This is a genomic window from Pedobacter zeae, assembly GCF_014196715.1.
Lineage (GTDB): Bacteria > Bacteroidota > Bacteroidia > Sphingobacteriales > Sphingobacteriaceae > Pedobacter > Pedobacter zeae.
This window is the reverse complement of the sequence record NZ_JACIEF010000002.1, coordinates 566,760-587,411: the sequence shown is the minus strand read 5'-3', so window position 1 is coordinate 587,411 and position 20,652 is coordinate 566,760. Positions and strand designations below refer to the sequence as shown.

At 39.6% G+C, this 20,652-nt stretch carries 19 protein-coding genes; 8 read left to right on the top strand and 11 right to left on the bottom strand.

Going from position 1 to position 20,652, the window contains the following annotated elements:
* Nucleotides 1-30 precede the first annotated feature (30 nt).
* Entirely contained in the window at nucleotides 31-957 is a 927-nt protein-coding gene (locus GGQ60_RS09020; protein WP_229685034.1) for a YihY/virulence factor BrkB family protein, read from the top strand.
* A gap of 155 nt (nucleotides 958-1,112) precedes the next feature.
* Here the strand turns inward: GGQ60_RS09020 and GGQ60_RS09015 are convergent, their stop codons facing one another.
* Nucleotides 1,113-1,703 carry a porin family protein gene (locus tag GGQ60_RS09015; RefSeq protein WP_183762625.1) on the bottom strand — a complete coding sequence of 197 codons (591 nt, stop codon included), beginning with the start codon at nucleotides 1,701-1,703 and terminating at the stop codon, nucleotides 1,113-1,115.
* Nucleotides 1,704-1,714: 11 nt separating this feature from the next.
* Nucleotides 1,715-2,011 (bottom strand): hypothetical protein, encoded by a 297-nt coding sequence (locus GGQ60_RS09010; protein ID WP_183762622.1) that lies wholly within the window; start codon nucleotides 2,009-2,011, stop codon nucleotides 1,715-1,717.
* A gap of 133 nt (nucleotides 2,012-2,144) precedes the next feature.
* Between GGQ60_RS09010 and GGQ60_RS09005 the strand changes: the two genes are divergently transcribed.
* A complete protein-coding gene (locus GGQ60_RS09005) occupies nucleotides 2,145-3,296 on the top strand; it encodes a tetratricopeptide repeat protein (protein ID WP_183762619.1) in 1,152 nt (383 codons plus the stop codon).
* On the opposite strand, the gene GGQ60_RS09000 is transcribed toward GGQ60_RS09005, so the two are convergent.
* The 5 genes from GGQ60_RS09000 to GGQ60_RS08980 all read right to left on the bottom strand — a co-directional run bounded on the left by GGQ60_RS09000 (nucleotide 3,293) and on the right by GGQ60_RS08980 (nucleotide 10,197).
* Nucleotides 3,293-3,754, bottom strand: coding sequence for a DUF4268 domain-containing protein (locus GGQ60_RS09000; RefSeq protein ID WP_183762616.1), 462 nt, complete (start codon nucleotides 3,752-3,754; stop codon nucleotides 3,293-3,295). The genes GGQ60_RS09005 and GGQ60_RS09000 overlap by 4 nt on opposite strands.
* A gap of 154 nt (nucleotides 3,755-3,908) precedes the next feature.
* Nucleotides 3,909-6,557: a family 78 glycoside hydrolase catalytic domain gene (locus GGQ60_RS08995; RefSeq protein ID WP_183762613.1), complete on the bottom strand. Its 2,649-nt coding sequence runs from the start codon at nucleotides 6,555-6,557 to the stop codon at nucleotides 3,909-3,911.
* Nucleotides 6,558-6,722: 165 nt separating this feature from the next.
* Nucleotides 6,723-7,307, bottom strand: a complete 585-nt coding sequence (locus GGQ60_RS08990; protein ID WP_183762611.1) for a riboflavin synthase — start codon at nucleotides 7,305-7,307, stop codon at nucleotides 6,723-6,725.
* 288 nt (nucleotides 7,308-7,595) lie between these two features.
* Entirely contained in the window at nucleotides 7,596-9,107 is a 1,512-nt protein-coding gene (gene accC / locus GGQ60_RS08985) for an acetyl-CoA carboxylase biotin carboxylase subunit (RefSeq protein ID WP_183762608.1), read from the bottom strand.
* Between the two features lie 64 nt (nucleotides 9,108-9,171).
* Entirely contained in the window at nucleotides 9,172-10,197 is a 1,026-nt protein-coding gene (locus GGQ60_RS08980; protein WP_183762604.1) for a threonine aldolase family protein, read from the bottom strand.
* 220 nt (nucleotides 10,198-10,417) lie between these two features.
* On the opposite strand from GGQ60_RS08980, the gene GGQ60_RS08975 reads away from it, so the two are divergent.
* Nucleotides 10,418-11,278, top strand: coding sequence for an N-acetylglucosamine kinase (locus GGQ60_RS08975; RefSeq protein ID WP_183762601.1), 861 nt, complete (start codon nucleotides 10,418-10,420; stop codon nucleotides 11,276-11,278).
* 235 nt (nucleotides 11,279-11,513) lie between these two features.
* Here the strand turns inward: GGQ60_RS08975 and GGQ60_RS08970 are convergent, their stop codons facing one another.
* Nucleotides 11,514-12,203 (bottom strand): NUDIX hydrolase, encoded by a 690-nt coding sequence (locus GGQ60_RS08970; RefSeq protein ID WP_090982558.1) that lies wholly within the window; start codon nucleotides 12,201-12,203, stop codon nucleotides 11,514-11,516.
* 111 nt (nucleotides 12,204-12,314) lie between these two features.
* Between GGQ60_RS08970 and pfkA the strand changes: the two genes are divergently transcribed.
* The 4 genes from pfkA to GGQ60_RS08950 all read left to right on the top strand — a co-directional run bounded on the left by pfkA (nucleotide 12,315) and on the right by GGQ60_RS08950 (nucleotide 17,167).
* On the top strand, nucleotides 12,315-13,301 hold the full coding sequence (gene pfkA / locus GGQ60_RS08965; protein ID WP_183762598.1) for a 6-phosphofructokinase: 987 nt from the start codon (nucleotides 12,315-12,317) through the stop codon (nucleotides 13,299-13,301).
* A 1-nt stretch (nucleotide 13,302) separates the two neighbouring features.
* Nucleotides 13,303-14,145, top strand: a complete 843-nt coding sequence (locus GGQ60_RS08960; RefSeq protein WP_183762595.1) for a hypothetical protein — start codon at nucleotides 13,303-13,305, stop codon at nucleotides 14,143-14,145.
* Between the two features lie 8 nt (nucleotides 14,146-14,153).
* Nucleotides 14,154-15,152 (top strand): type I glyceraldehyde-3-phosphate dehydrogenase, encoded by a 999-nt coding sequence (gene gap / locus GGQ60_RS08955; RefSeq protein ID WP_183762592.1) that lies wholly within the window; start codon nucleotides 14,154-14,156, stop codon nucleotides 15,150-15,152.
* 791 nt (nucleotides 15,153-15,943) lie between these two features.
* Entirely contained in the window at nucleotides 15,944-17,167 is a 1,224-nt protein-coding gene (locus GGQ60_RS08950) for a GAF domain-containing sensor histidine kinase (RefSeq protein ID WP_183762589.1), read from the top strand.
* 297 nt (nucleotides 17,168-17,464) lie between these two features.
* Here the strand turns inward: GGQ60_RS08950 and GGQ60_RS08945 are convergent, their stop codons facing one another.
* From GGQ60_RS08945 to GGQ60_RS08935, 3 genes are read right to left on the bottom strand one after another with little or no spacing between them, the layout of a single operon-like run.
* Nucleotides 17,465-18,211 carry a metallophosphoesterase gene (locus tag GGQ60_RS08945; RefSeq protein ID WP_183762587.1) on the bottom strand — a complete coding sequence of 249 codons (747 nt, stop codon included), beginning with the start codon at nucleotides 18,209-18,211 and terminating at the stop codon, nucleotides 17,465-17,467.
* A 41-nt stretch (nucleotides 18,212-18,252) separates the two neighbouring features.
* On the bottom strand, nucleotides 18,253-19,131 hold the full coding sequence (locus GGQ60_RS08940) for a tetratricopeptide repeat protein (RefSeq protein ID WP_183762585.1): 879 nt from the start codon (nucleotides 19,129-19,131) through the stop codon (nucleotides 18,253-18,255).
* A gap of 18 nt (nucleotides 19,132-19,149) precedes the next feature.
* Nucleotides 19,150-19,929, bottom strand: coding sequence for a DeoR/GlpR family DNA-binding transcription regulator (locus tag GGQ60_RS08935; RefSeq protein ID WP_229685035.1), 780 nt, complete (start codon nucleotides 19,927-19,929; stop codon nucleotides 19,150-19,152).
* Between the two features lie 66 nt (nucleotides 19,930-19,995).
* Between GGQ60_RS08935 and GGQ60_RS08930 the strand changes: the two genes are divergently transcribed.
* Nucleotides 19,996-20,547 (top strand): 5' nucleotidase, NT5C type, encoded by a 552-nt coding sequence (locus GGQ60_RS08930; protein WP_183762583.1) that lies wholly within the window; start codon nucleotides 19,996-19,998, stop codon nucleotides 20,545-20,547.
* Nucleotides 20,548-20,652 lie beyond the last annotated feature (105 nt).

Sequence of the window (20,652 nt, the reverse complement as noted above, 5' to 3'; positions counted from 1 at the left end):
TATTTTCGGCCTTTTGAGTTTAACGCAGGAATGATGCCATCGATAACAAAAGATCTGAAGTTCTTTTTTTCAACCGTAAAGAATGCATTTAATCTATTTCAACACAATGATCCTTTACGCTTGGCCGGTGCAACTGCCTTTTTCACCAATTTTGCCTTACCACCTATCCTCATTATCCTGATCAGACTTTTCGGTTTGTTTACCGATAGAAGATTATTGGCTACACATCTATTTGAACGTTTGGCCAATATACTCGACAATGAAAGTATTTTACAGATCAGAACTACGTTAAGAAATATCAGGGGTATCGACCAGGCCTGGTATGTTACACTGTTCAGTTTTGTATTTTTCCTTTTTGTGGCCACCACCCTGTTCAATGTGATTAAAAACTCTTTAGAACAGATCTGGAATATTGGCCAGAAAGATAAAAAGGGCATTATCAACACCCTTAAATCAAGGGCAATATCGGTTACCATTATCCTGTTGGCGGGAATACTGTTTTTTATCGGATTGTTGGCCGATAGTGTACAGGCTTATATTGGTGCATACTTAAAGAATGGAGCACCTTCCGTGGGTTTGATATTTACTTCTGTAATCAATCAACTGGTATTCGTGCTGATTGTAACCACCTGGTTTACCATCTTATTCAGGTATTTAACCAACGGGAGGCCTACCTGGAGGGCAGCCATCTCTGGCGGATTGCTAACCGGATGCCTGTTTACTGCCGGCAAATATATCTTAAGGATTTTGTTGCCATTGAGCAATATCAGTAATATCTACGGATCAGCAGGATCGATTATCGTAATTATGCTTTTCGTATTCTACTCTTCACTGATATTTTATTTCGGTGCATCTTTTATTAAAGCGCTCAGCATTGGCAGGTCCACTCCCATTATACCGAAAAACGGGTCGTTTGCTTACGAGCTTACTGAAGTTGAACTGGAAAAGGAGGATTAAAAAGATAGGCAGATAAATTGAATTTATCTGCCTATTATCTGATTAACTTTACTCAACCAGGAATCGTCATCCTGAACTTGTTTCAGCATCTCTTTTTTAATCCAAGATCCTGAAATATATTCAGGGCGATCTAGCCCGGGTATAATCGACTAATATTACAAAATCCTGTAGCCTAAACCAATTGTAAATAAATTTAACTTGGTACCCGGATAACCCGCTTTATTAATTTTAGATAATCCCAGCTCGTAACGTGCATCAAAACTCAGTTTTTTAATGTCAAGTCCGGCACCAAATTGCCAGGCCAGTGCCTGATTTTTAAAATCTGCACGGAATACACTTCCCGCAGCCTGGCTGAAGCTCTGGTTTTCATCTAAAATCAACGAAAACATGGGCCCGGTGTTTAAACGCACGCCAATACCGGCAGCGCCGAATTTAGTTCCTACCAATAAAGGCACATCCAAACTTGTAAAACGTACTTTATTTACCTCACCCATTGCATCGCTCACCAGATTTGCTGTCTTGCCTGAAACATACAACTCCGGTTGGAAGTAAATGCCTGCAGCGCCAACCCTTGCCCAAAGACCACCATAAAAACCCGTCCGGTTCTCGCTGCTAAACGTGTTATCACTATCAAATTTCGAAAAATTTGCACCAGCTTTAACGCCCAGCTGGAAAGATGGCAGTACCTGTGCATTTGCAAATAGGCCAGCAAGTAAAAATGCAATGGTTAAAGATAAAAATTTCATATACAGTTAATTTAGTTAGTGGCATTGTTAATGGCTTCCTGTTCTTTTAAAGCCTCAACATTGTTTTTATCGCCAAAGTTTTGTGTTTTACCTGCAAAGTAATCTAAAATTCCTGAAATAGTATCTAAGTTATCAGCTAAATTTTGATGTACATCCGGTAAATCTTTTTCAAGGCGGTTATCGCCCAGTTCGATATTGTCTACTTCAATTTTACCGATTTTTTGAATAAGTGCCTGTTGAGAGTTTTGCAGATCTTCCAATTCACGCACTATTTTTTCCATTAATTCAAACTTCTTTAAAGTATTCATAGGTTCTTATTTTTAAGTTCAACTATTCTGTATAAACCCGTTAGCATTTATTTTGTTTGATTTCAGCTATTTTTTAATGGACTGATTTGGAAACCCGATAAATAACTAATAAATTAGTTTAAAATTACCGGTTATGAAAAAACTGCTCCTGCTGTTCACATTTTTTAGTTTAAAACTTACGCTTTTCGCCCAAAATACACCAGTGGTAGATAAAGAAAAACTTTTCGATCTTTACCAGACGCAGCGTTATGCCGAGGCCGCCCAGTACCTGAAAGGTATTTACGACAACAGACCGGATGATTTTAAAAACCTGAGCCAGATCGGTTATTGTTTTTTAATGGCGGGCAACCATGTGGAAGCAGAAAATTTTTACAGCAAGGCCTATGTTTTACAACCCAAAAACCTCTCCATCCTTTTTAGTTTGGGCAGCATTAGTAACAAAAGAGGCAATACCGAAAAGGCCAAAAAGTATTATGGGGAAATTGTACAGATCGACAGTACTAATTTTAATGTGTACAAACTGTTAGCCAATCTTTATCCGTTGCCAACAGACTCAATGAAACTCGTCTACCTTCTTAAAGCAAACCGGATTAATCCCTCGGAGGGTGATGTTGCTGCAGATCTGGCGGAAGTTCATGCTACGCATCAGCAGTATGAAAAGGCCTATAATGTACTTGATATAGCCATTAAGGCCGATAGCGATAACCTTATACTCCAAAGGGCGAAACTCCCGATCGCCAATCAGCTTAAAAGATACAGCGAGGTAATTGCCTCCGGTGAGAAGTTATTAAAGAATGGTGCTGATGCTGGGGTAATAAAAGATGTGGCCAAGGCCAATTATTACACCAAAAAATACCAGAAAGCCATCGATCTTTTTAAACTGCTCGAAGCAGCAGCTATGCAGAATGAAGCTACCCTTTATTATACCTCCCTCTGTTACCGTGCATTGAAAAATTATCCACAGGCTGCTGCTTATACCCAAAAAACGATCGATGAAGCCATTTCGCCAAATACTTCCAGCTATTATTCGTTATTGGGACTGGTTTATGAAGAAAATAATCAATTAAGCCTGGCAAATGCTGCCTATAAAAAAGGACTTCAATTTAAAGTTGCTCCGGCCTTATATTACCGCTTGGCCGTATTTTATGATACCAGGTTAAAACAAGGAAAAAATGCACTTAAATACTACACCCTTTATTTAAAGAGCAAACCAAACCTGATAGCGGATAAACAGGAAATTAAATTTACAAAAGACAGGATTGCACAACTGAACCTGACGGATTAAACCAGGTCTTCGAAAACAGGCTTTACATTGTCCCAAAATTCATCAAGCGCCATTATCCTGGGTTTAAAAAAAGAAATCAGTTCTGGCCAATGCTGTTGGTTAAATATACTTACGCCGCTGATACTGGTGGAAATCAAAGAAACCGTTTTCCCAAAATCATCCGTTGAATCTTTGATCCAATCCCAATCTTCATTTAAGGTATTAGTAAACATGAGTTTAAATTCCTCAAACTGTTCAAATATGAGGTGCCTGATACCGGTATCAGGATGTGAAAGCTGGATGCTGATAAAAGCCTTTTTACCATCAACATCCATTTTAAAGAAGATATTCTTCACCCCGGTTTTATAGTTGGTCCAGTTTACGGTAGCGCCACTGGCCGATGGAACGGGTTTCATATATTGCCCGAAACTGATCCAAAACTGTTGACGCAACCTTGCCGATTCTTCTTTACTGTACATTTATTTTTAGCATTGAGCTGGATAAAAGGATCGTCATCTCTACTGGAGCAAAGCGAAATGGAGAGATCTTTAAAGATACATTTCTCCACTGCGTTGCACTCCGCTAGAAAAGACGAGCTCCATGCCCTTTTTACAAAGCTGCAATTATAAGCGATTAATATTTATATTCAAAATGATAGCTCCCAGATCCAATTTCTTCTTTTTTACCGGTTTTTGGCAAAACAACCGTAGCGGTAGCATTGGCCGGAACGGTTACATCGAGTTTAAATACACCATCAGCAATTGTCCACGATGATTTAACCGTGCCGTAAACGGTTTCCAGTTCTGCCGAGGCATTGGTCAGCTTCCCGCCAGGCCTCGGTGCAATTAAAATGGCTCTGTAGCCCGGTTGTGCCGCTAAAGGATTAATCCCAGCAATATTTTTATACATCCAATCGCCAATAGCTCCATAGGCATAATGGTTAAAAGAGTTCATATCGGGTGTCTGAAAAGATCCATCCGGTTTAATCCCATCCCAACGTTCCCAGATGGTGGTTGCACCCATTTTTACCGGATAAAGCCATGAAGGATAACTTTCCTGCATCAACAGATCATAAGCCACATCTTCGTGCCCGAACCGGCTTAGTACATGGCATAGGTAAGGGGTACCTAAAAAGCCTGTGGTAAGGTGGTTTCTGTAATCCCTGATGTTATCTACCAAACGTTGTGCTGCCTGTGCACGCAGGTTTTCAGGAAGCATATCAAATTGTAAAGCCAAAACATAAGCCGTTTGGGTGTTCGAAATCAATTTACCATTAGCGGTCATATTTTCGGCCAGGTAGGCTGCTTTTATTTTGCTCAGCAAATCGCTGTATTTGGCCACATCGTCTGTTTTACCTAAAACTTTTGCCGCATTAATAAGCAGTTGGGTAGAATGCGCATAAAATGTTTGGGCAATCATGTACTTATCTGTTACTGCAGCACGGCCATCGTTATCATCATTCGGGCGGTAAAATAGCCAATCGCCAAAATGGAAACCCGTATCCCAAAGATTGTTTCTAGCGCTTGAGGATATGTAATCGACCCATTTTTTCATGCTGGCATACTGGTTTTCCAACAGGCCTTTATCACCATAAACCACATACATATCCCACGGAATAATAGTAGCTACATCGGCCCAACCTGCCGAACCCGAATCGTTTTCAGTCAGGATATTCGGTATTACAAAAGGAACACTGCCGCTCGGAAGCTGATCTGCAGCAACGTCTTTTAACCATTTTGTGAAAAAACCCGCCACATCCATATTGTAGGCCGCTGTTGAGGCAAATGCCTGTGCATCACCGGTCCAGCCCAAACGTTCATCCCGTTGCGGGCAATCGGTAGGTACATCAACAAAATTCCCCTTCTGTCCCCACGAAATGTTGTGCTGCAATTGATTTAATAAAGGATTTGAAGTGCTGAATTTGCCACTTACCTTCATATCCGAATAAAGAGCTACAGCAGTAATGTTTTCCAGTTTAAGCTCGCCAGGATAACCATCTACTTTAACATACCTGAAACCCTGAAAGGAAAAATGAGGCTCAAATACCTGCTCCGTTTCTCCTTTTAAGATATAATTATTCTGTTGCCTTGCCGAACGGAGGTTCGTAATATAAAAATTCCCTTCTTTGGTTAGCACTTCGGCATGGCTTACGGTAATTTTTGTACCAGCCGGGCCTTTTGCCTTCAGCATTACCCAGCCTACCAGGTTCTGCCCGAAATCGACCACGGTTTCGCCCAAAGGTGTTTTAACTATTTTTAAGGCCTTAAATTCTTCGTGTTTACTTACCTGCGGGCCACTCATACCAACCAGTTTTTCTGGTCCGTTTGGCAATTCCTGTACAGCTTTCCAATTTGTGTTTTCCTTAAAGTTGATGTTATTCCAGCCACGTTGTTCCAACCTTGCATCATAAGTCTCACCGTCATAGATATTGGAAGATCTTATCGCACCATAACTGGTTTTCCAGCTATTATCGCTTACAATGGTTTCTTTACTTCCATCGGTATATTCTACCTCGAACTGGAGTAATAAAGCTCTTGTATTGCCATAAAATTCTTTTTGGAAGTTGAACCCGATCCTTCCTTTATACCAGCCATCGCCCAGCGCGGCACCGATTACGTTGGTGCCTTTTTTCAATGCGTTTTTCAGATCATAAACCTGGTATTGAAGGTGGTTTTTGTAACTGGTCCAACCCGGTGCGAAGTAAGCATCACCTATGCGCCTGCCATTGATGCTGGCCTCGTATAAACCTTTTGCAGTAATATACAGGGTTGCAGAACGGACTTCCTTTTTAAGGTTAAATTCTTTTCTGAATAACGGACTGGCGAGTGACGTATCTTTTCCTTCTACCGCTATCCATTTCGCCTGCCAATCTTCAGGTTTTAAACCCGTTTGGAAATATTGTACCGGCGACCAGCCCGAAGTATTACCATGATTATCTTTTACCCTTACCTGCCAGTAATACCTGGTTTTGGATGATAATTGAGGGCCATCGTAAGCCACCAGAACCGATTGATCGTTGTTTACAGCAGTTTTCCATAAAACTTTGTCGATTTTTGGCGAGACACCCAACCTGATTTCATAATGGTCCTGTTTGGTATTTTTTGCTGTTGAATTCATTTTCCAGCTAAACCTGGGTTTAGGATTATCAATACTAAAAGGATTAACCAAATGCTCAACGGTTAAATCTTTTAAGGAGATTTTTTGCGCTGAAGCATTTATGGTAAATGAAAATAGGAATGCAGCCGCAAATATTGGGCTGAATAGGCCGGAAATTCTATTCATAAATGGTTAAGTAGTTAACTTTTAAATCTTAACAATGCAATATTCAGCAATAAAATCGAATCAACTGTTCTGCTCTGTTATGAAAAATTAAACGTTACCGCAACGCCTGTTAACACAGAACAAATTACAAAACAGTTCCCTACCCTCCAAAAAAGCGGAATAAAATTACCGGTTCATTAATCGGGCTACGTATTTTCCGATAATATCGAATTCTAAATTTACGGTATCGCCAACATTAACATCCTGCAAATTGGTGTGTTCAAAGGTATAGGGGATGATAAATACCGAAAACTCATCAGCCGCAGAATTCACCACAGTTAAGCTGATTCCATTTACACAGGCCGAGCCTTTTTCTACAGTCACATTTCCGGCACTGGCATCGTATTTAAAGCGGTATTCCCAACTGCCATCCAGTTCTTCGCGCTTAATACAAACTGCGGTTTGGTCTACATGCCCCTGAACAATATGCCCATCTAAACGGGCATTCATCTGCATACAGCGTTCCAGGTTAATTTTACTACCTACTTTTAAACCGCCTAAATTTGTTTTGTTCAGGGTTTCATCAATTGCGGTAACGGTATGTGTTCCATCATTTAAGGCCACAACCGTCAAGCAAACCCCGTTATGGGCAACACTTTGGTCAATTTTTAGTTCATGGCTGATGGCTGACGAAATGGTAAAGTGGATATTTGTATGATCGTTTTTAATGGCTGTAACTTCGCCAAGTGTTTCTATAATTCCTGTGAACATTTTTTTCTTTGTTTATCTTGGGGTATCATTCCTGCATAAAAGCCGTCATCTTAAATGTGTTGCATTTCACTCCATTGGTAGTTTTTAGTAAAACAAGTCGTCATCTCGACTGAAACGCAGTGAAATGGTGAGATCGGGCCAGACAGATTTAGCTTCGCTGGGCACTACTTTGGCTCTCGGATTCGCTTCACTCCGCTCAAAATGACACACTTCATTATTATTTTAGCAAGAAAGATGCTGAGAAGTTCAGCATGACGATCCCAACGAGGATTTTCCTTTTCTAATTTGTTAATATTTCAATCTATTTTTTCTCCAGCCCGAAGTAATTTTAACTGCCTCACCGCCTAATTTTACATCCTTTTTTTGAAACAGTTTCGCAGCAATTACTGCCGCAATCAAAGCCTCCGTTTCATCCTGAACTTTTAAGCTTTCGGGTTTAAAATATTTACCTACAAAATGCGTATCAAAATTGCCACTTCTAAACGCTTCGTGCTGCATTACAAATTTACCGAAACCCAGGGTAGTTTCTATCCCCGTAATATCATATTCTTCAATAGCCCTTACCATACGTTCAACGGCTTCTTCCCTGTCTTTGCCATAGGTAATGAGTTTGGCAATCATCGGATCATAATAAATAGGAATTTCCATGCCCTGTTCAAAGCCGTCATCAACCCGGACCCCATTTCCTTTAGGGCTATTGTAAGTTTTCAAAGTGCCGATATCGGGAAGGAAATTATTGGCCGGATCTTCTGCATAAACCCTCAGTTCTATGGCATGCCCGTTAATTTTTAAGTCTTCCTGGCTAAAGCTCAATTTTTCGCCTGAAGCAATTTTAATCTGTTCTTTTACCAGATCGATCCCGGTAATCAGTTCGGTAACGGGATGCTCTACCTGCAAACGCGTATTCATTTCGAGAAAAAAGAAATCGAGGTTTTCATCGAGTATAAACTCTACAGTACCCGCCCCGGTATAATTTACCGAACGGGCCACATCTACTGCACATTTACCCATCTGCTGCCTGATTTCTTCTGTTAAAACCGACGATGGAGCCTCTTCCACTACCTTTTGGTGGCGCCGCTGTACAGAACATTCCCGTTCAAAAAGGTGTACAATATTGCCATGCGTATCGCCCAAAACCTGTATTTCAATGTGCCTTGGCGAGGTAACATAACGTTCTATAAAAACAGCTCCATCGCCAAAGGCCGATGTAGCCTCACTTACAGCCAGCTGCATCTGTTCTTCAAAATCTTCAACCCGCTCTACAATACGCATCCCTTTACCCCCTCCACCGGCGGCAGCCTTGATCAGAATCGGGAAACCGACTTCGATGGCCCGCTGCCTGGCCTCATTTACGTCCTGAATGGCCTCTTCCGTGCCCGGCACCATGGGGATGTTATATTTTAATGCCGCTGCCTTTGCCGATAATTTATTACCCATTATTTCCATGGCTTGCGGCGATGGACCAACCAAAATTAACCCTGCATCGGCAACCAGTTGTGCAAAACCTGCATTTTCGGATAAGAAACCATAACCGGGATGAATGGCTTCTGCCCCGGTTAATTTACAGGCATCAATAATTTTCTCTCCCACCAGGTAACTCTGGTTAGAGGATGCAGGCCCTATATATACCGCTTCATCGGCATAACGTACATGTAATGCATTGCGGTCTGCTTCAGAAAAAACCGCTACGGTTTTTATTCCCATTTCCCTTGCCGAGCGCATAATGCGTAAAGCAATTTCGCCACGGTTGGCAATTAAGAGTTTGGAGATTGAGGATTGGAGTTCGGCGTTTTCAGGCATATTGGTTAGCATTTCATTAGACATATTGACCCAGGGGCTAAAGACTCATGACTTAAGGCACTTTCTAAGACAAATGTAATATTATTTCAATTGCCTGATCAATCATAGCAGGAGTTAGATCTAAATGGGTAACCAAACGGACGGTACTGGCACTGGTGGTATTGCAATGCAGTCCTTTTTCCTTTAACTGGTTTACAATTTTCTCTGCCGATCCTTTTTCTACTTCGAAGATCACAATATTGGTTTCAACCGGCATAACTGATTTTACATAAGCAGTACTTGCCAGTGCAGCGGCAATGGCTTTAGCGTGTGCATGGTCGTCTTTTAAGCGCTCCACGTGATTATCGAGCGCATAAATACCTGCCGCTGCCAAAAATCCTGCCTGGCGCATACCTCCACCAAAAGCTTTCCTGATTTTACGTGCCTTATGGATCATCTGTTTGGAACCTAAAAGCACCGAACCAACCGGTGCCCCCAAACCTTTAGATAAGCATACCGAAATACCATCAAAGTATTTACCATACTCGCTGGCATCATCACCAGTGGCTACAAGTGCATTAAAAATACGTGCACCATCTAGATGCAGTTTTAGCCCTTTTATATTACATAAGTGATGAATGGGGGCAATCTGTGCTAAAGTATAACAGCTCCCGCCACCTTTGTTTACTGTATTTTCTAAAACTACCAAACTCGAATTGGGATAGTGAATATTATCCTCATTGATTTCAGGCTCAATTAACTCGGTGGTTAATATACCGCGTTCGCCATGTAATAACCTTACCGAGGCTGCAGAATGATAGGCAATGCCACCGATCTCGTAGCGGTAAACATGTGCCGTCTGATCGCAGATCACCTCATCCATCGGCTGGGTAAAACACTTAATCGCAATCTGGTTGGTCATCGTTCCCGATGGACAGAATAATCCGGCTTCCATATTAAAAGTTGATGCCAGTTTTGTCTCCAATGCGTGTACCGTTTCGTCTTCGCCAAAAACATCATCGCCCACCTTTGCAGTCATCATGGCGTCCAACATCCCGGCGGTTGGTTTGGTTACGGTGTCACTTCTGAAATCTAAAAATCTGCTGTTCATTTCGCTGTTGGATTGTAAAATATTCTTGATGTTAAAAAAAAAGACCAATGCCTTTTCCGGTATAATTTTAAGGTTTTTCGTCGATTTAACGCCCTATATAGTGTATTTTTTACACACTTAATTTTCGGCAACAACAAATTGTTAAAAAATTATTAAAAAAAAGGATACAAAATATAAGAGTTTTTATACTTTTATCGTGCTAAAACCAAAAATAAATAAAATGATAGTAATTGCAGACGGCGGATCTACCAAAACAAATTGGTGTTTGATTAACGAGGCCGGCAGAAAAATTTACTTTAACACCGAAGGTTACAATCCATATTTTTCCAAGGGAGAGTACATTGTAAAGTCTTTGAATGAGACTCTTCCAGACCACTTGGAAAGAGAAAAATTAACAGCAGTTTATTACTACGGTGCTGGCTGTTCTACCCCTGCAAATGTGAAAATTGTGGCTGATGCCATGCAACAGATTTTTACCAATGCCAACATTTTTGTAGGCCACGATTTACTGGCTTCCTGCAGGGCACTTCTGGGAAATGAACCCGGATTTGCAGCTATTTTAGGCACGGGTACAAACTCATGCCTTTATGATGGTACCGAAATCACGATGAACATCGATTCGTTGGGGTATTTCTTAGGTGATGAAGGCAGCGGTTCATACATCGGTAAACGTATTTTGAGCGATTACATGAAAGGTTATATGCCTAAAGGTTTGCGTGAGGCTTTTTACGACAACTATGCTTTAACCAACGAAGATATTTTCGATAACATTTACAATAAGCCATTGCCAAACCGTTTCTGTGCAAGCTTCAGTAAATTTTTATACGATTTTAAAGATAATTACGAGGATTATGCTTTTGCAACCATCGATTATGCATTCACTGCATTTTTCGAAGCGTTAGTAATTCACTACCCTAACTACAAAGATCACAAATTAAACTGTGTAGGTTCTGTAGGTTACAGTTTCCGCGATATTTTAAGTATTGTTGCCGACCGTTATGAGATGGGTGTAGGCAAAATTATCCGCTCTCCTATAGATGACCTGGTACATTACCATTTAGAGTTAGCACCGAAGGCTTAGTCTCCAGTGCTAAATTTGGAGTCATTAGTCAAGATTCGGAATACAACAATACAAAAATCCCCGATTTGAAATTCAAACCGGGGATTTTTCTTTTTATAATTGACCACGTTGTTTTGGCCTTTCCGCTTTCGTCTTTAATCTCAAACGTCCTCCAACCAATACCTGTGCGATCGCACTTCTCAAATCTACTATCTCAAATCTAATATCTCAAATCTAATATCTCCATCTCAATCCGCTAAAACGATATCTCCTTACCAAAAAGTTTCGCGTATTTACGTTTATCAAAGCGGTATAGCGTAGCTGCCCGGTACGATACCCCTTTTTGTTTTTCGTCGAGTTCCTTCAATACACCAAAACTTACAATCTTTTTTCTAAAGTTGCGCTTATCGAGTTTTTTACCCAGAACCAGTTCGTACACATGCTGCAACTGTGTTAAGGTAAACTTCTCTGGCAAAAGTTCGAAGGCAATCGGTTGGTGTTTTATCCGTCGTTTTATTTTTTCTAAACCTTTATCGTATATTTTTTGGTGATCGAAAGCCAGTTTAGGCAGATCGGTAATAGGCAACCAGTTGGCGCGCTTGGCGTAAGTACTGATGGGACGCAGTTCTTTATCGCCTCCAAGGCGGATCAACGCATAATAGGCCAAAGTAATTACCCTGCCCTGCGGGTGCCTGTTTGGATCGCCAAAAGCATAATACTGCTCCATATAAATACCGCGCAAACCCGTAAGTTCGTACAAAATCCGGGAGGCCGATTGATCTAAACTCTCATCAGGACCAACAATGTTACCGGGCAATGCCCACCAATCTTTAAACGGTTCTTCATTCCTTTCAATGAGCAGGATTTTTAATTCCTTACCATCAAATCCAAACAAAACGCAATCTATCGAGAATACAGAATCTAAATGAGGTAAAATTTGTTCCAAAGTAAAATTTAGTTATTTTAAGCAGATAAAGGTATGACTTTCAATATTAAGTAAAAAAAATAAAATAAATTACTTAGTGTAAAAAATACACACTATATTCGTGTTATAAAGATGGAACCAAATATAAAAAATATAGCTGTACTAACTTCCGGAGGCGATGCCCCCGGGATGAATGCTGCAATCAGAGCTGTTGTTCGTACCGGAATTTACCATGGCATTAACATGTTTGGCGTAATGCAGGGTTACCAGGGATTAATTACCGACAACATAAAACCAATGGACGCCCGTTCGGTAAGTAATATTTTACACTTGGGAGGTACCGTATTAAAAACCGCACGTTGCTTAGAATTTAAAACAGACGAAGGTCAGCAGATTGCCTACAATAATTTAAAAAAGAATAATATAGATGGCCTGGTGGTAATCGGGGGTGATGGGACATTCACCGGGGCGAAACGTTTTTCTGAAACCTTTGGGGTTAAGGTAATCGGCATACCGGGTACTATTGATAACGATTTGGCAGGATCTGATTTTACTTTGGGTTACGATACAGCCATTAATACCGTAATTGAGGCAATCGATAAAATCAGGGACACTGCCGATGCGCACGACCGTTTGTTCTTTATCGAAGTAATGGGACGAGACTCAGGCTGTATTGCTTTAAGAAGTTCGATTGCAAGTGGTGCGGAAGCCGTGCTTTTGCCCGAAAAGGAAACCAGCGTAACCGAATTGATTAATAAATTGGCTTTAGGTGCTGCCACCAAAAAATCGTCGAGTATTGTTATTGTAGCCGAAGGGCATAAACAGGGCGGCGCTTATGATATTGCCAAAAAAGTAAAAGAAACTTTTGATCATTACGATACCAAAGTAACCATTCTTGGTCACCTGCAACGCGGGGGTAGCCCAAACAGTTTCGACAGAATTTTGGGCAGTCGTTTAGGTTTTGCGGCAGTAAATGCGTTAATTGCAGGCGAAACAGAAAAAATGGTAGGTTTAAAAGGAAACGAAATAAAATTAACCAGCATAAGAGAGGCTTTAACCGCTCATTCCTTTAAACTCGAACCCGATTTAATGGAAATGACAGAAGTACTTTCAATATAATATGATAGCAGTTGTTTATAGCGGATCGAAAACAGCATTCTGGAAATTAACCCAAAATGGACAGGTGGTGTCACATTGTAATACCACCGGCTTAAACCCCTGCTTTGTTGATCCGAAAACGATTTTACAGATCTTAAATAAAAAGGTTGCCCTGGTAAATAATGCCGAAAACATCAAAAAGATTTATTTCTTTGCGGCCGGGGCCTCGTCAGCAGACAGAAAAGAAGAATTGGCCAAAACCCTTTCGTCATTTTTCAGGTACAGTAAAATTGTTGTAGAAAATGATATGTTTGGAGCGGCTAAAGCCGCTTGTTACAATCAACCGGGTATTGTTGGTATGCTGGGCAGCGGTGCACATTGCGCTTACTTTGATGGGAAAAAGCCGCTAAACAACAACTTCGGATTAGGGTATATCCTCGGAGATGAAGGTTCTTCAAATTACTTCGGAAAAGTACTCCTTAAAGAATTTCTGAGCCTTAAAATGCCAAAGGATATCGAAGCCAAATTTACGTTAACACACAACCTGGACCGCCCTCAGATATTAGAACGTATCTACAATAAGCCACAGGCCAATATATTTTTAACTTCATTTTTCGACTTCATTACCCAAAACAGCAAACACGAATATATCCGGAAGCTGATTGATGAGGGTTTTGAAAAATACTTCGAAACCTATATTCTGCCAACAGTTGAAAAACATAAAATGCGTGAAGTGCATATTGTAGGCAAGGTAGCAGCCGAGCTTGAAGACCGCTTGAGGTTTATAGCAGGCAAATACGACCTTGAAATAAAAAGCATCATTAAAGAACCAATACAGAATTTATTAAAACATTACACTAATTAACAAAAACAATGAGCAAAATTGGAATAAACGGCTTTGGCCGTATTGGCCGACTGGTTTTCAGGGCCGCATTAAAAAGAGGATTAGATATTGTAGCCATTAACGACTTAATTGATCCGGATTACATGGCTTACATGTTAAAATATGATACTACACACGGTAAATTTGATGGTACTATTGAAGTTGTTGACGGTAACCTTGTGGTTAACGGTAAAACCATCCGTGTAACTTCTGAAAGAAATCCTGCTGATTTAAAATGGGATGCTGTAGGTGTTGAGGTGGTAATCGAATCAACCGGTTTATTCTTAACCCGTGTTGATGCTGAAAAACACATTGCTGCCGGTGCTAAGAAAGTGGTTTTCTCTGCTCCTGCAAAGGATGGCGACATCCCTACCTATGTAATGGGCGTTAACCACCATAAATTAACAGCCGATCAAACTATCGTTTCGAACGCATCGTGTACCACTAACTGTTTAGCACCTATTGCTAAAGTATTAAACGATAATTTCGGTATTGTTGAAGGTTTAATGAGCACCATCCACGCGGTAACTGCAACTCAAAAAACTGTTGATAGCCCATCTGCTAAAGACTGGAGAGGTGGCCGTGGCGGTTTCTCTAACATTATCCCTTCATCAACCGGTGCTGCCAAAGCGGTAGGTTTGGTTCTTCCTGAGTTAAAAGGAAAATTAACCGGTATGTCTTTCCGTGTTCCGGTTGCCGACGTTTCTGTTGTCGATTTAACTGCACGTTTAGAAAAACCAGCTACTTATGAGCAAGTTAAAGCTGCCATGAAAGCTGCTTCAGAAGGTGAATTAAAAGGTGTACTTGGCTATACTGAAGATGAAGTTGTTTCTTCTGACTTTATCGGCGACGACCACGCCTCTATTTTTGACGCAAAAGCAGGTATTTCATTGAACGATAATTTCGTTAAAGTGGTATCTTGGTATGATAATGAGTGGGGCTATTCTTCTGCATTAGCTAAATTCGTAGAATATTACGCTAGTTTATAATAAAAAAGTGCATGAAGCACTTTTAAAGCATTCATATCAAGGCAACATTATTCATTTAATGTTGCCTTTTTGTTTTAAACGTATTTTTCGCCTGTAAATTGGATTTTAATTTTACCTCAAAAAATATTTTTTATTAAAATACCCGCTCACAAAACAGTCTTAGTACTACAAAACACAACAATAACAGGTTAAAAATTTTATAAAAGCTATCCAACACCAAAAAATTAACGAGATTTAACTATATCGTATTATAAATTGACAATATTTAACAATTATTTAACATTTTTTTGAGTTATCTTTGCTGCATAGTCGTTTTAAACACCCAAATCTTCAATAAAAAGATCAGTAAATAAAAAATGACAAAAAAAATACTTAAAATTTTCTTAGTGTATTTTTTACACTATCAATTTTTTTACTATATTTGTAGTGTAATAAACGGAACGATGTTTATTACCATTAAAAAAGATAAATCATTTTCTTGAAAAACCGCGGTTTAGATAGAAGATTAAAGACAAAGCCTGGCTCATAACAGGTTTATATTTGGTTAGAAAAAAGAGATACGTCTGGATGGAGTATCTCTTTTCTTGTTTTAAAGCAGATCATATCCGGAAATTAATTGGGTAAGCAACCACCCCTCACCATCGACCTACATCGCAACCATAAAGCTTGCAGCCCAAGATTAATAATTTTGATACATTCCTAATCAGACTAAGCTAAATTCGGCAAGTAAAACTTCTTTGCTTTATATTTGTAAAACCTTAGCCTTTGTGGATTTAAAAACAGTACCGTACATGAGTAAGTTTAGCAAACGCTCAAATACCGCACCTGATTATGAATTTCAGCGCCTCAATAAGCTTAGGCGTTACGACATTATTAATACACCCCCGGAGCTTCTTTTCGATCTGATTGCAGAAATTGCAAAGATTACTTTTAAAGCATGCGGATCATTTGTTTCGTTTATTGATGACACACAGGTGTATTTGAAGGCAAATACCAGTCCTATACAGGTATCCATAATCAAAAAGGAAGATAGCTTATGCACGGTCGCCTCACAATCTGCAAAGGTTACCCTGATTGAAGATACCGAATCCTGTGCTGAAGTTAAAGAGAACCCTTATGTTAAAATGGATAACGGAATCAGGTTTTATGCAGCCGCACCCATTACCACAATGGAAGGTTTTGTAATTGGAGCAGTTAGCGTAATGGATAATAAACCCAGGTTCGATATTGAAGAAGATCAATTAATGGTACTGAAATGGCTGGCACGGATCACACTCGAAAAACTCGAATCGCGGCTGATTAACCGTGTTTCGGTACGCGCTTACGACGACCGCTTACACCGCCTTGCACACGACATGAAAAATCCTGCAACATCACTGGTTGCTTACGGACAACTTTTAGGCAAAGGCTTGCTTAGCCATGAAAAACTTGCTTCATTGGGCAGTAAAATTGAGCAAACCGGCCGGAACATCGAGCAAACGATGAATAATCTGCTAAATGAAGCCAAGAACGAAAATGCCTCTATAGATCTTAAATTTGAAACCATTAAAGTTAGGGACCTGCTGGATGCCGTGGCCACAACATTTGATTTTGCCTTAAAACAAAAGCAACAAACACTTAACATAAATTGTCAAATAGATGGCTATATCCAGGTAGACCAGGAACGCATTACCGATGTTTTAACCAACCTGCTGAGCAATGCCATTAAGTATTCGCAAATCGGGGCAGAAATAGAAGTAAATTGCAGCACCGGAATAAACGATATTATTTTCGAATTTAAAGACAGTGGTGTAGGCATGACAACCGAAGATATGAGTAAGCTTTTTACCAAGTTTGCCAAACTATCATCAGTACCTACCGCAAAAGAACGCTCGAACGGGATTGGGCTTTATATTGTTAAAACATTGGTACAGTTACATGGCGGCAAGGTTTGGGCCAGCAGCGCAGGGAAAAATTTAGGCAGTTCGTTTTTTGTTTCGTTGCCCAAGTTGGAAAGTATGCCGGTAACGGATTAGAATGAAATATGACAATCGCCTCCTACTTTTTGTATGGTAAAATTTCTGCAAGACTGCACCAATATATTTTAATCCCCTTACTCCCTTTCATATCGTGAAATATTAAAGCTCAATCATTCAAGAGATAATTTGTTGCATAAGAATCAATATGAATTGATAGGAACAGTCAACGGTATTAATATGTTCAAAAAATTGTCATTGTACGAAGAAACGACGAAATAGCTTAGGTATCATCTGTCAACAGTAGTAGAACACAACTCAGTCAGGTACTACGAAGATTACGATTTAAACACCTTATCAAATTTCTATGATTAACTCTTTATCATAACCATTATACTTTTCGTTGATGTACCCATGCGGATTACAAATTATTTCAGTTTCTCCAATTCTATACCTTGCCGGCGTATGGATATGCCCGTGTATCCAATAAGATGGGTGGTATTTTATAATGAGATCTTCAAGATCTGAAGCGTACGCAGCAGAAATGGGATCATTAATATATAAGGAAGGAAGTGAACGTACACTTGGCGCATGATGTGTGATCACCACATTTTTATACCCTATTGATTCCTCCAGGCTTTTCTGCAACCAATTTTTAGAAATCTTATGAATTTTATAAGTATCAATTGTTCTTAACTTCGAATAAGTAGGAGCACGTCTGATCAGCTTATAATCGTTCATTTTACTTTGACAAATGATGCCATATTCCATAGGATTGCCAAACAAGGAAAAATCGGTCCATAAAGTAGCGCCATGAAACCTGATTCCTTCAAATTCTACAAAACTATTTTCCAGTACATAAATATTTGAATCTTTAGCCTGGACAACTATCTTATTGAGTGTATTTGGATAAGTACCTTTATAGTATTCATGATTACCTAAAACATAAATAACAGGCTTATTGGAAATATTTTGCTTAACCCATTCAATACCTTTTGTACCCAGATTGATGTCACCAGCTAAAATAACCAGATCGGCATTTTGGAAACTGAGATCTGAAATACCAAATTCCTGATGTAAATCACTTATTATCTGTATTTTCATTTACTCGTTTACTATTTAACCCTTTAGCTTAAGTATTTTAACTATTTACATTCAGTGTCAATTCTTTTCTGCGCATCTGTGTCGCCCAGCAATTTTGCTTTACCCCAATCCATACAAGCACCAACTTTATCTCCAAGGTTAAATTTGGTGTTTCCCCTATTATAATATGCAAGACCATTATCCGGCTCAATCTCTATAACACGGTTATAATCTTTTAATGCTCCCTCATATTCTCCTACGTCATCTTTATTCGTTGCTCTGCTTAATAATGCATCGGCATAATCAGAATCTATTTCCAAAGCCTGATCATAATCACTTCTTCCAGCCCTATAACTATAAAGCATCTCTTTACAGTACCCTCTAGCCTGCCAAGCCTCTTTCATTTCAGATACTGATTTTATTGCTATTGAAAAATAGATTATTGCTTTACCGAAGTTTCTTTTATTGATCTCCCCAAGACCTTCTTCATAAAAATCAACCGGAGTTTTGGCTCCAACATCCAGATAATTTAAATCACTTGAATCCGATAATGTACCATAACCACTTAGTTTACAATCAAACTCATAAGCTTTACAATATAAATCTATTATCCAAAAAATAAGATCTTCTTCTGTGTAGGGCAAAGCCTTAGCTGTACCTTTTAAAATCCAGTGATCATCTTCCTGAACTGGATCTCCGAATATAAAATCGTAAATATCAGTTAAAAAGACACTTAAAGAAGTTAGTTTTTCGGGCTTATTGGAAATAAAATCCAAATCGAATTTTGCCAGAGCATTATCTTTAAAACCATCCTTGAGCATTCTTTTATAAACATTACTGGCAGCATGTTTTTCTTCGGAATAGCCATTATTAAATTCTTTCCTGGTAAAAAATCTCTCAACCATTTTCTTTTTCTCTTGATCGCAATCTATTAATGACAAAAAAGTTATTAAAATTCACTAAACTACCTCAATCCCCAAATGCCTGTAAGCATCCAAAGCGGCGTTATCTGGCTCCGTTTCGGTGATGATTACATCCACATCATTAACCGGGCAAACATAATAAGGCTCTACCGTATTTATTTTCTCGAGGGCCGACAGTGCAATGGTTTTCCTGGCCTGGTTAATCATAATATTATTTAACTGCGCATCTTCATATATTATGGAGGTAATGCCCATGCTGTGGTGCAAACTGCAGATCCCTAATATACAGATATCGGCATGCACTTTTCTAAAGGTATCGATGGTTTCTTGTCCGATAGTGATAAATGCAGTTTTATGCAATCTTCCACCGGCAAATATGACTTCCGCATTGGGGTGGTCTTCCAAAATATTGGCTACCGGAAAGCTATTGGTAATGATGGTAATTTTTAAATCTTTTGGTAATACTGCCGCGAGCGCCACTACCGAAGTACCCCCATCAAAAAATACCACCTGTCCATCTTTCAGAAATGGCAAAGCTTTGTTTGCAATGACCTGTTTATGCTGCTGGTTGTATTTTTCCCGGTCTCGGTAATGCTGTGGTATAGGAGAACGGGAAATTGCCCCGCCACGAACTGCACGAAGCAACCCTTGCGAATCAAGCTCTTTAATGTCGCGGCGCACGGTATCCTCCGATACATTTAACAATCTGCTCAACTCATCAAGCCTCACCTTCGCACCTTTGTCCAGGGTATTTATAATAATTTGTAGTCGCTCTTCCTTAATCATATCACTGCAATATATTGCAAATATAAACATTTATGATGATTAAAATTTGCAATATATTGCAATATTAAATATTTTCGTTGCAAAATATAGCAAATCATGAAAAAGACAATTGGCATTGATATGGACGGCGTACTGGCCGACATCGAAGATCATATATTACAAACTTATTATACAGAAACAGGGATTACGCTTACACGCGAAGACATTAAAGGCAAATCGGAAGAGGAACTTTTCCCCGATAGGGCTATGATTATGAAAATCTGTAACAGGGAGGGCTTTTTCAGGAACCTGCCTGTTATGGAAGGCGCCGTTGAAACTGTAAAACTCCTTATGGAAGATTACGAAATCTACATTGTTTCGGCAGCGATGGAATTTCCGCTATCACTTTTCGAAAAATATGAATGGCTGGCTGAGCATTTCCCTTTCATCAGTTGGAAGAACATCATTCTATGTGGCAATAAAAGCATCATAAATACTGACTATTTAATTGATGATCATTGCAAGAACCTCGATTTTTGCAAGGGCAAGCCTCTAATGTTTAGCGCATTCCATAATATAGGAAAAGATCATCACCACCGGATCAATCATTGGAGGGAAGTACCTGCTTTATTAAAGGGGCTTGAAGAAGCGGAGCTTAGCCTGGCATAATGGGTATTCCCAAATAAAAAGGGTGCAGCCATTGGCTACACCCTCTATCTAAATTAACGCTCTCAACTAGAAGTTGATATAAGGCTCTCACCCCTTATGTGCACA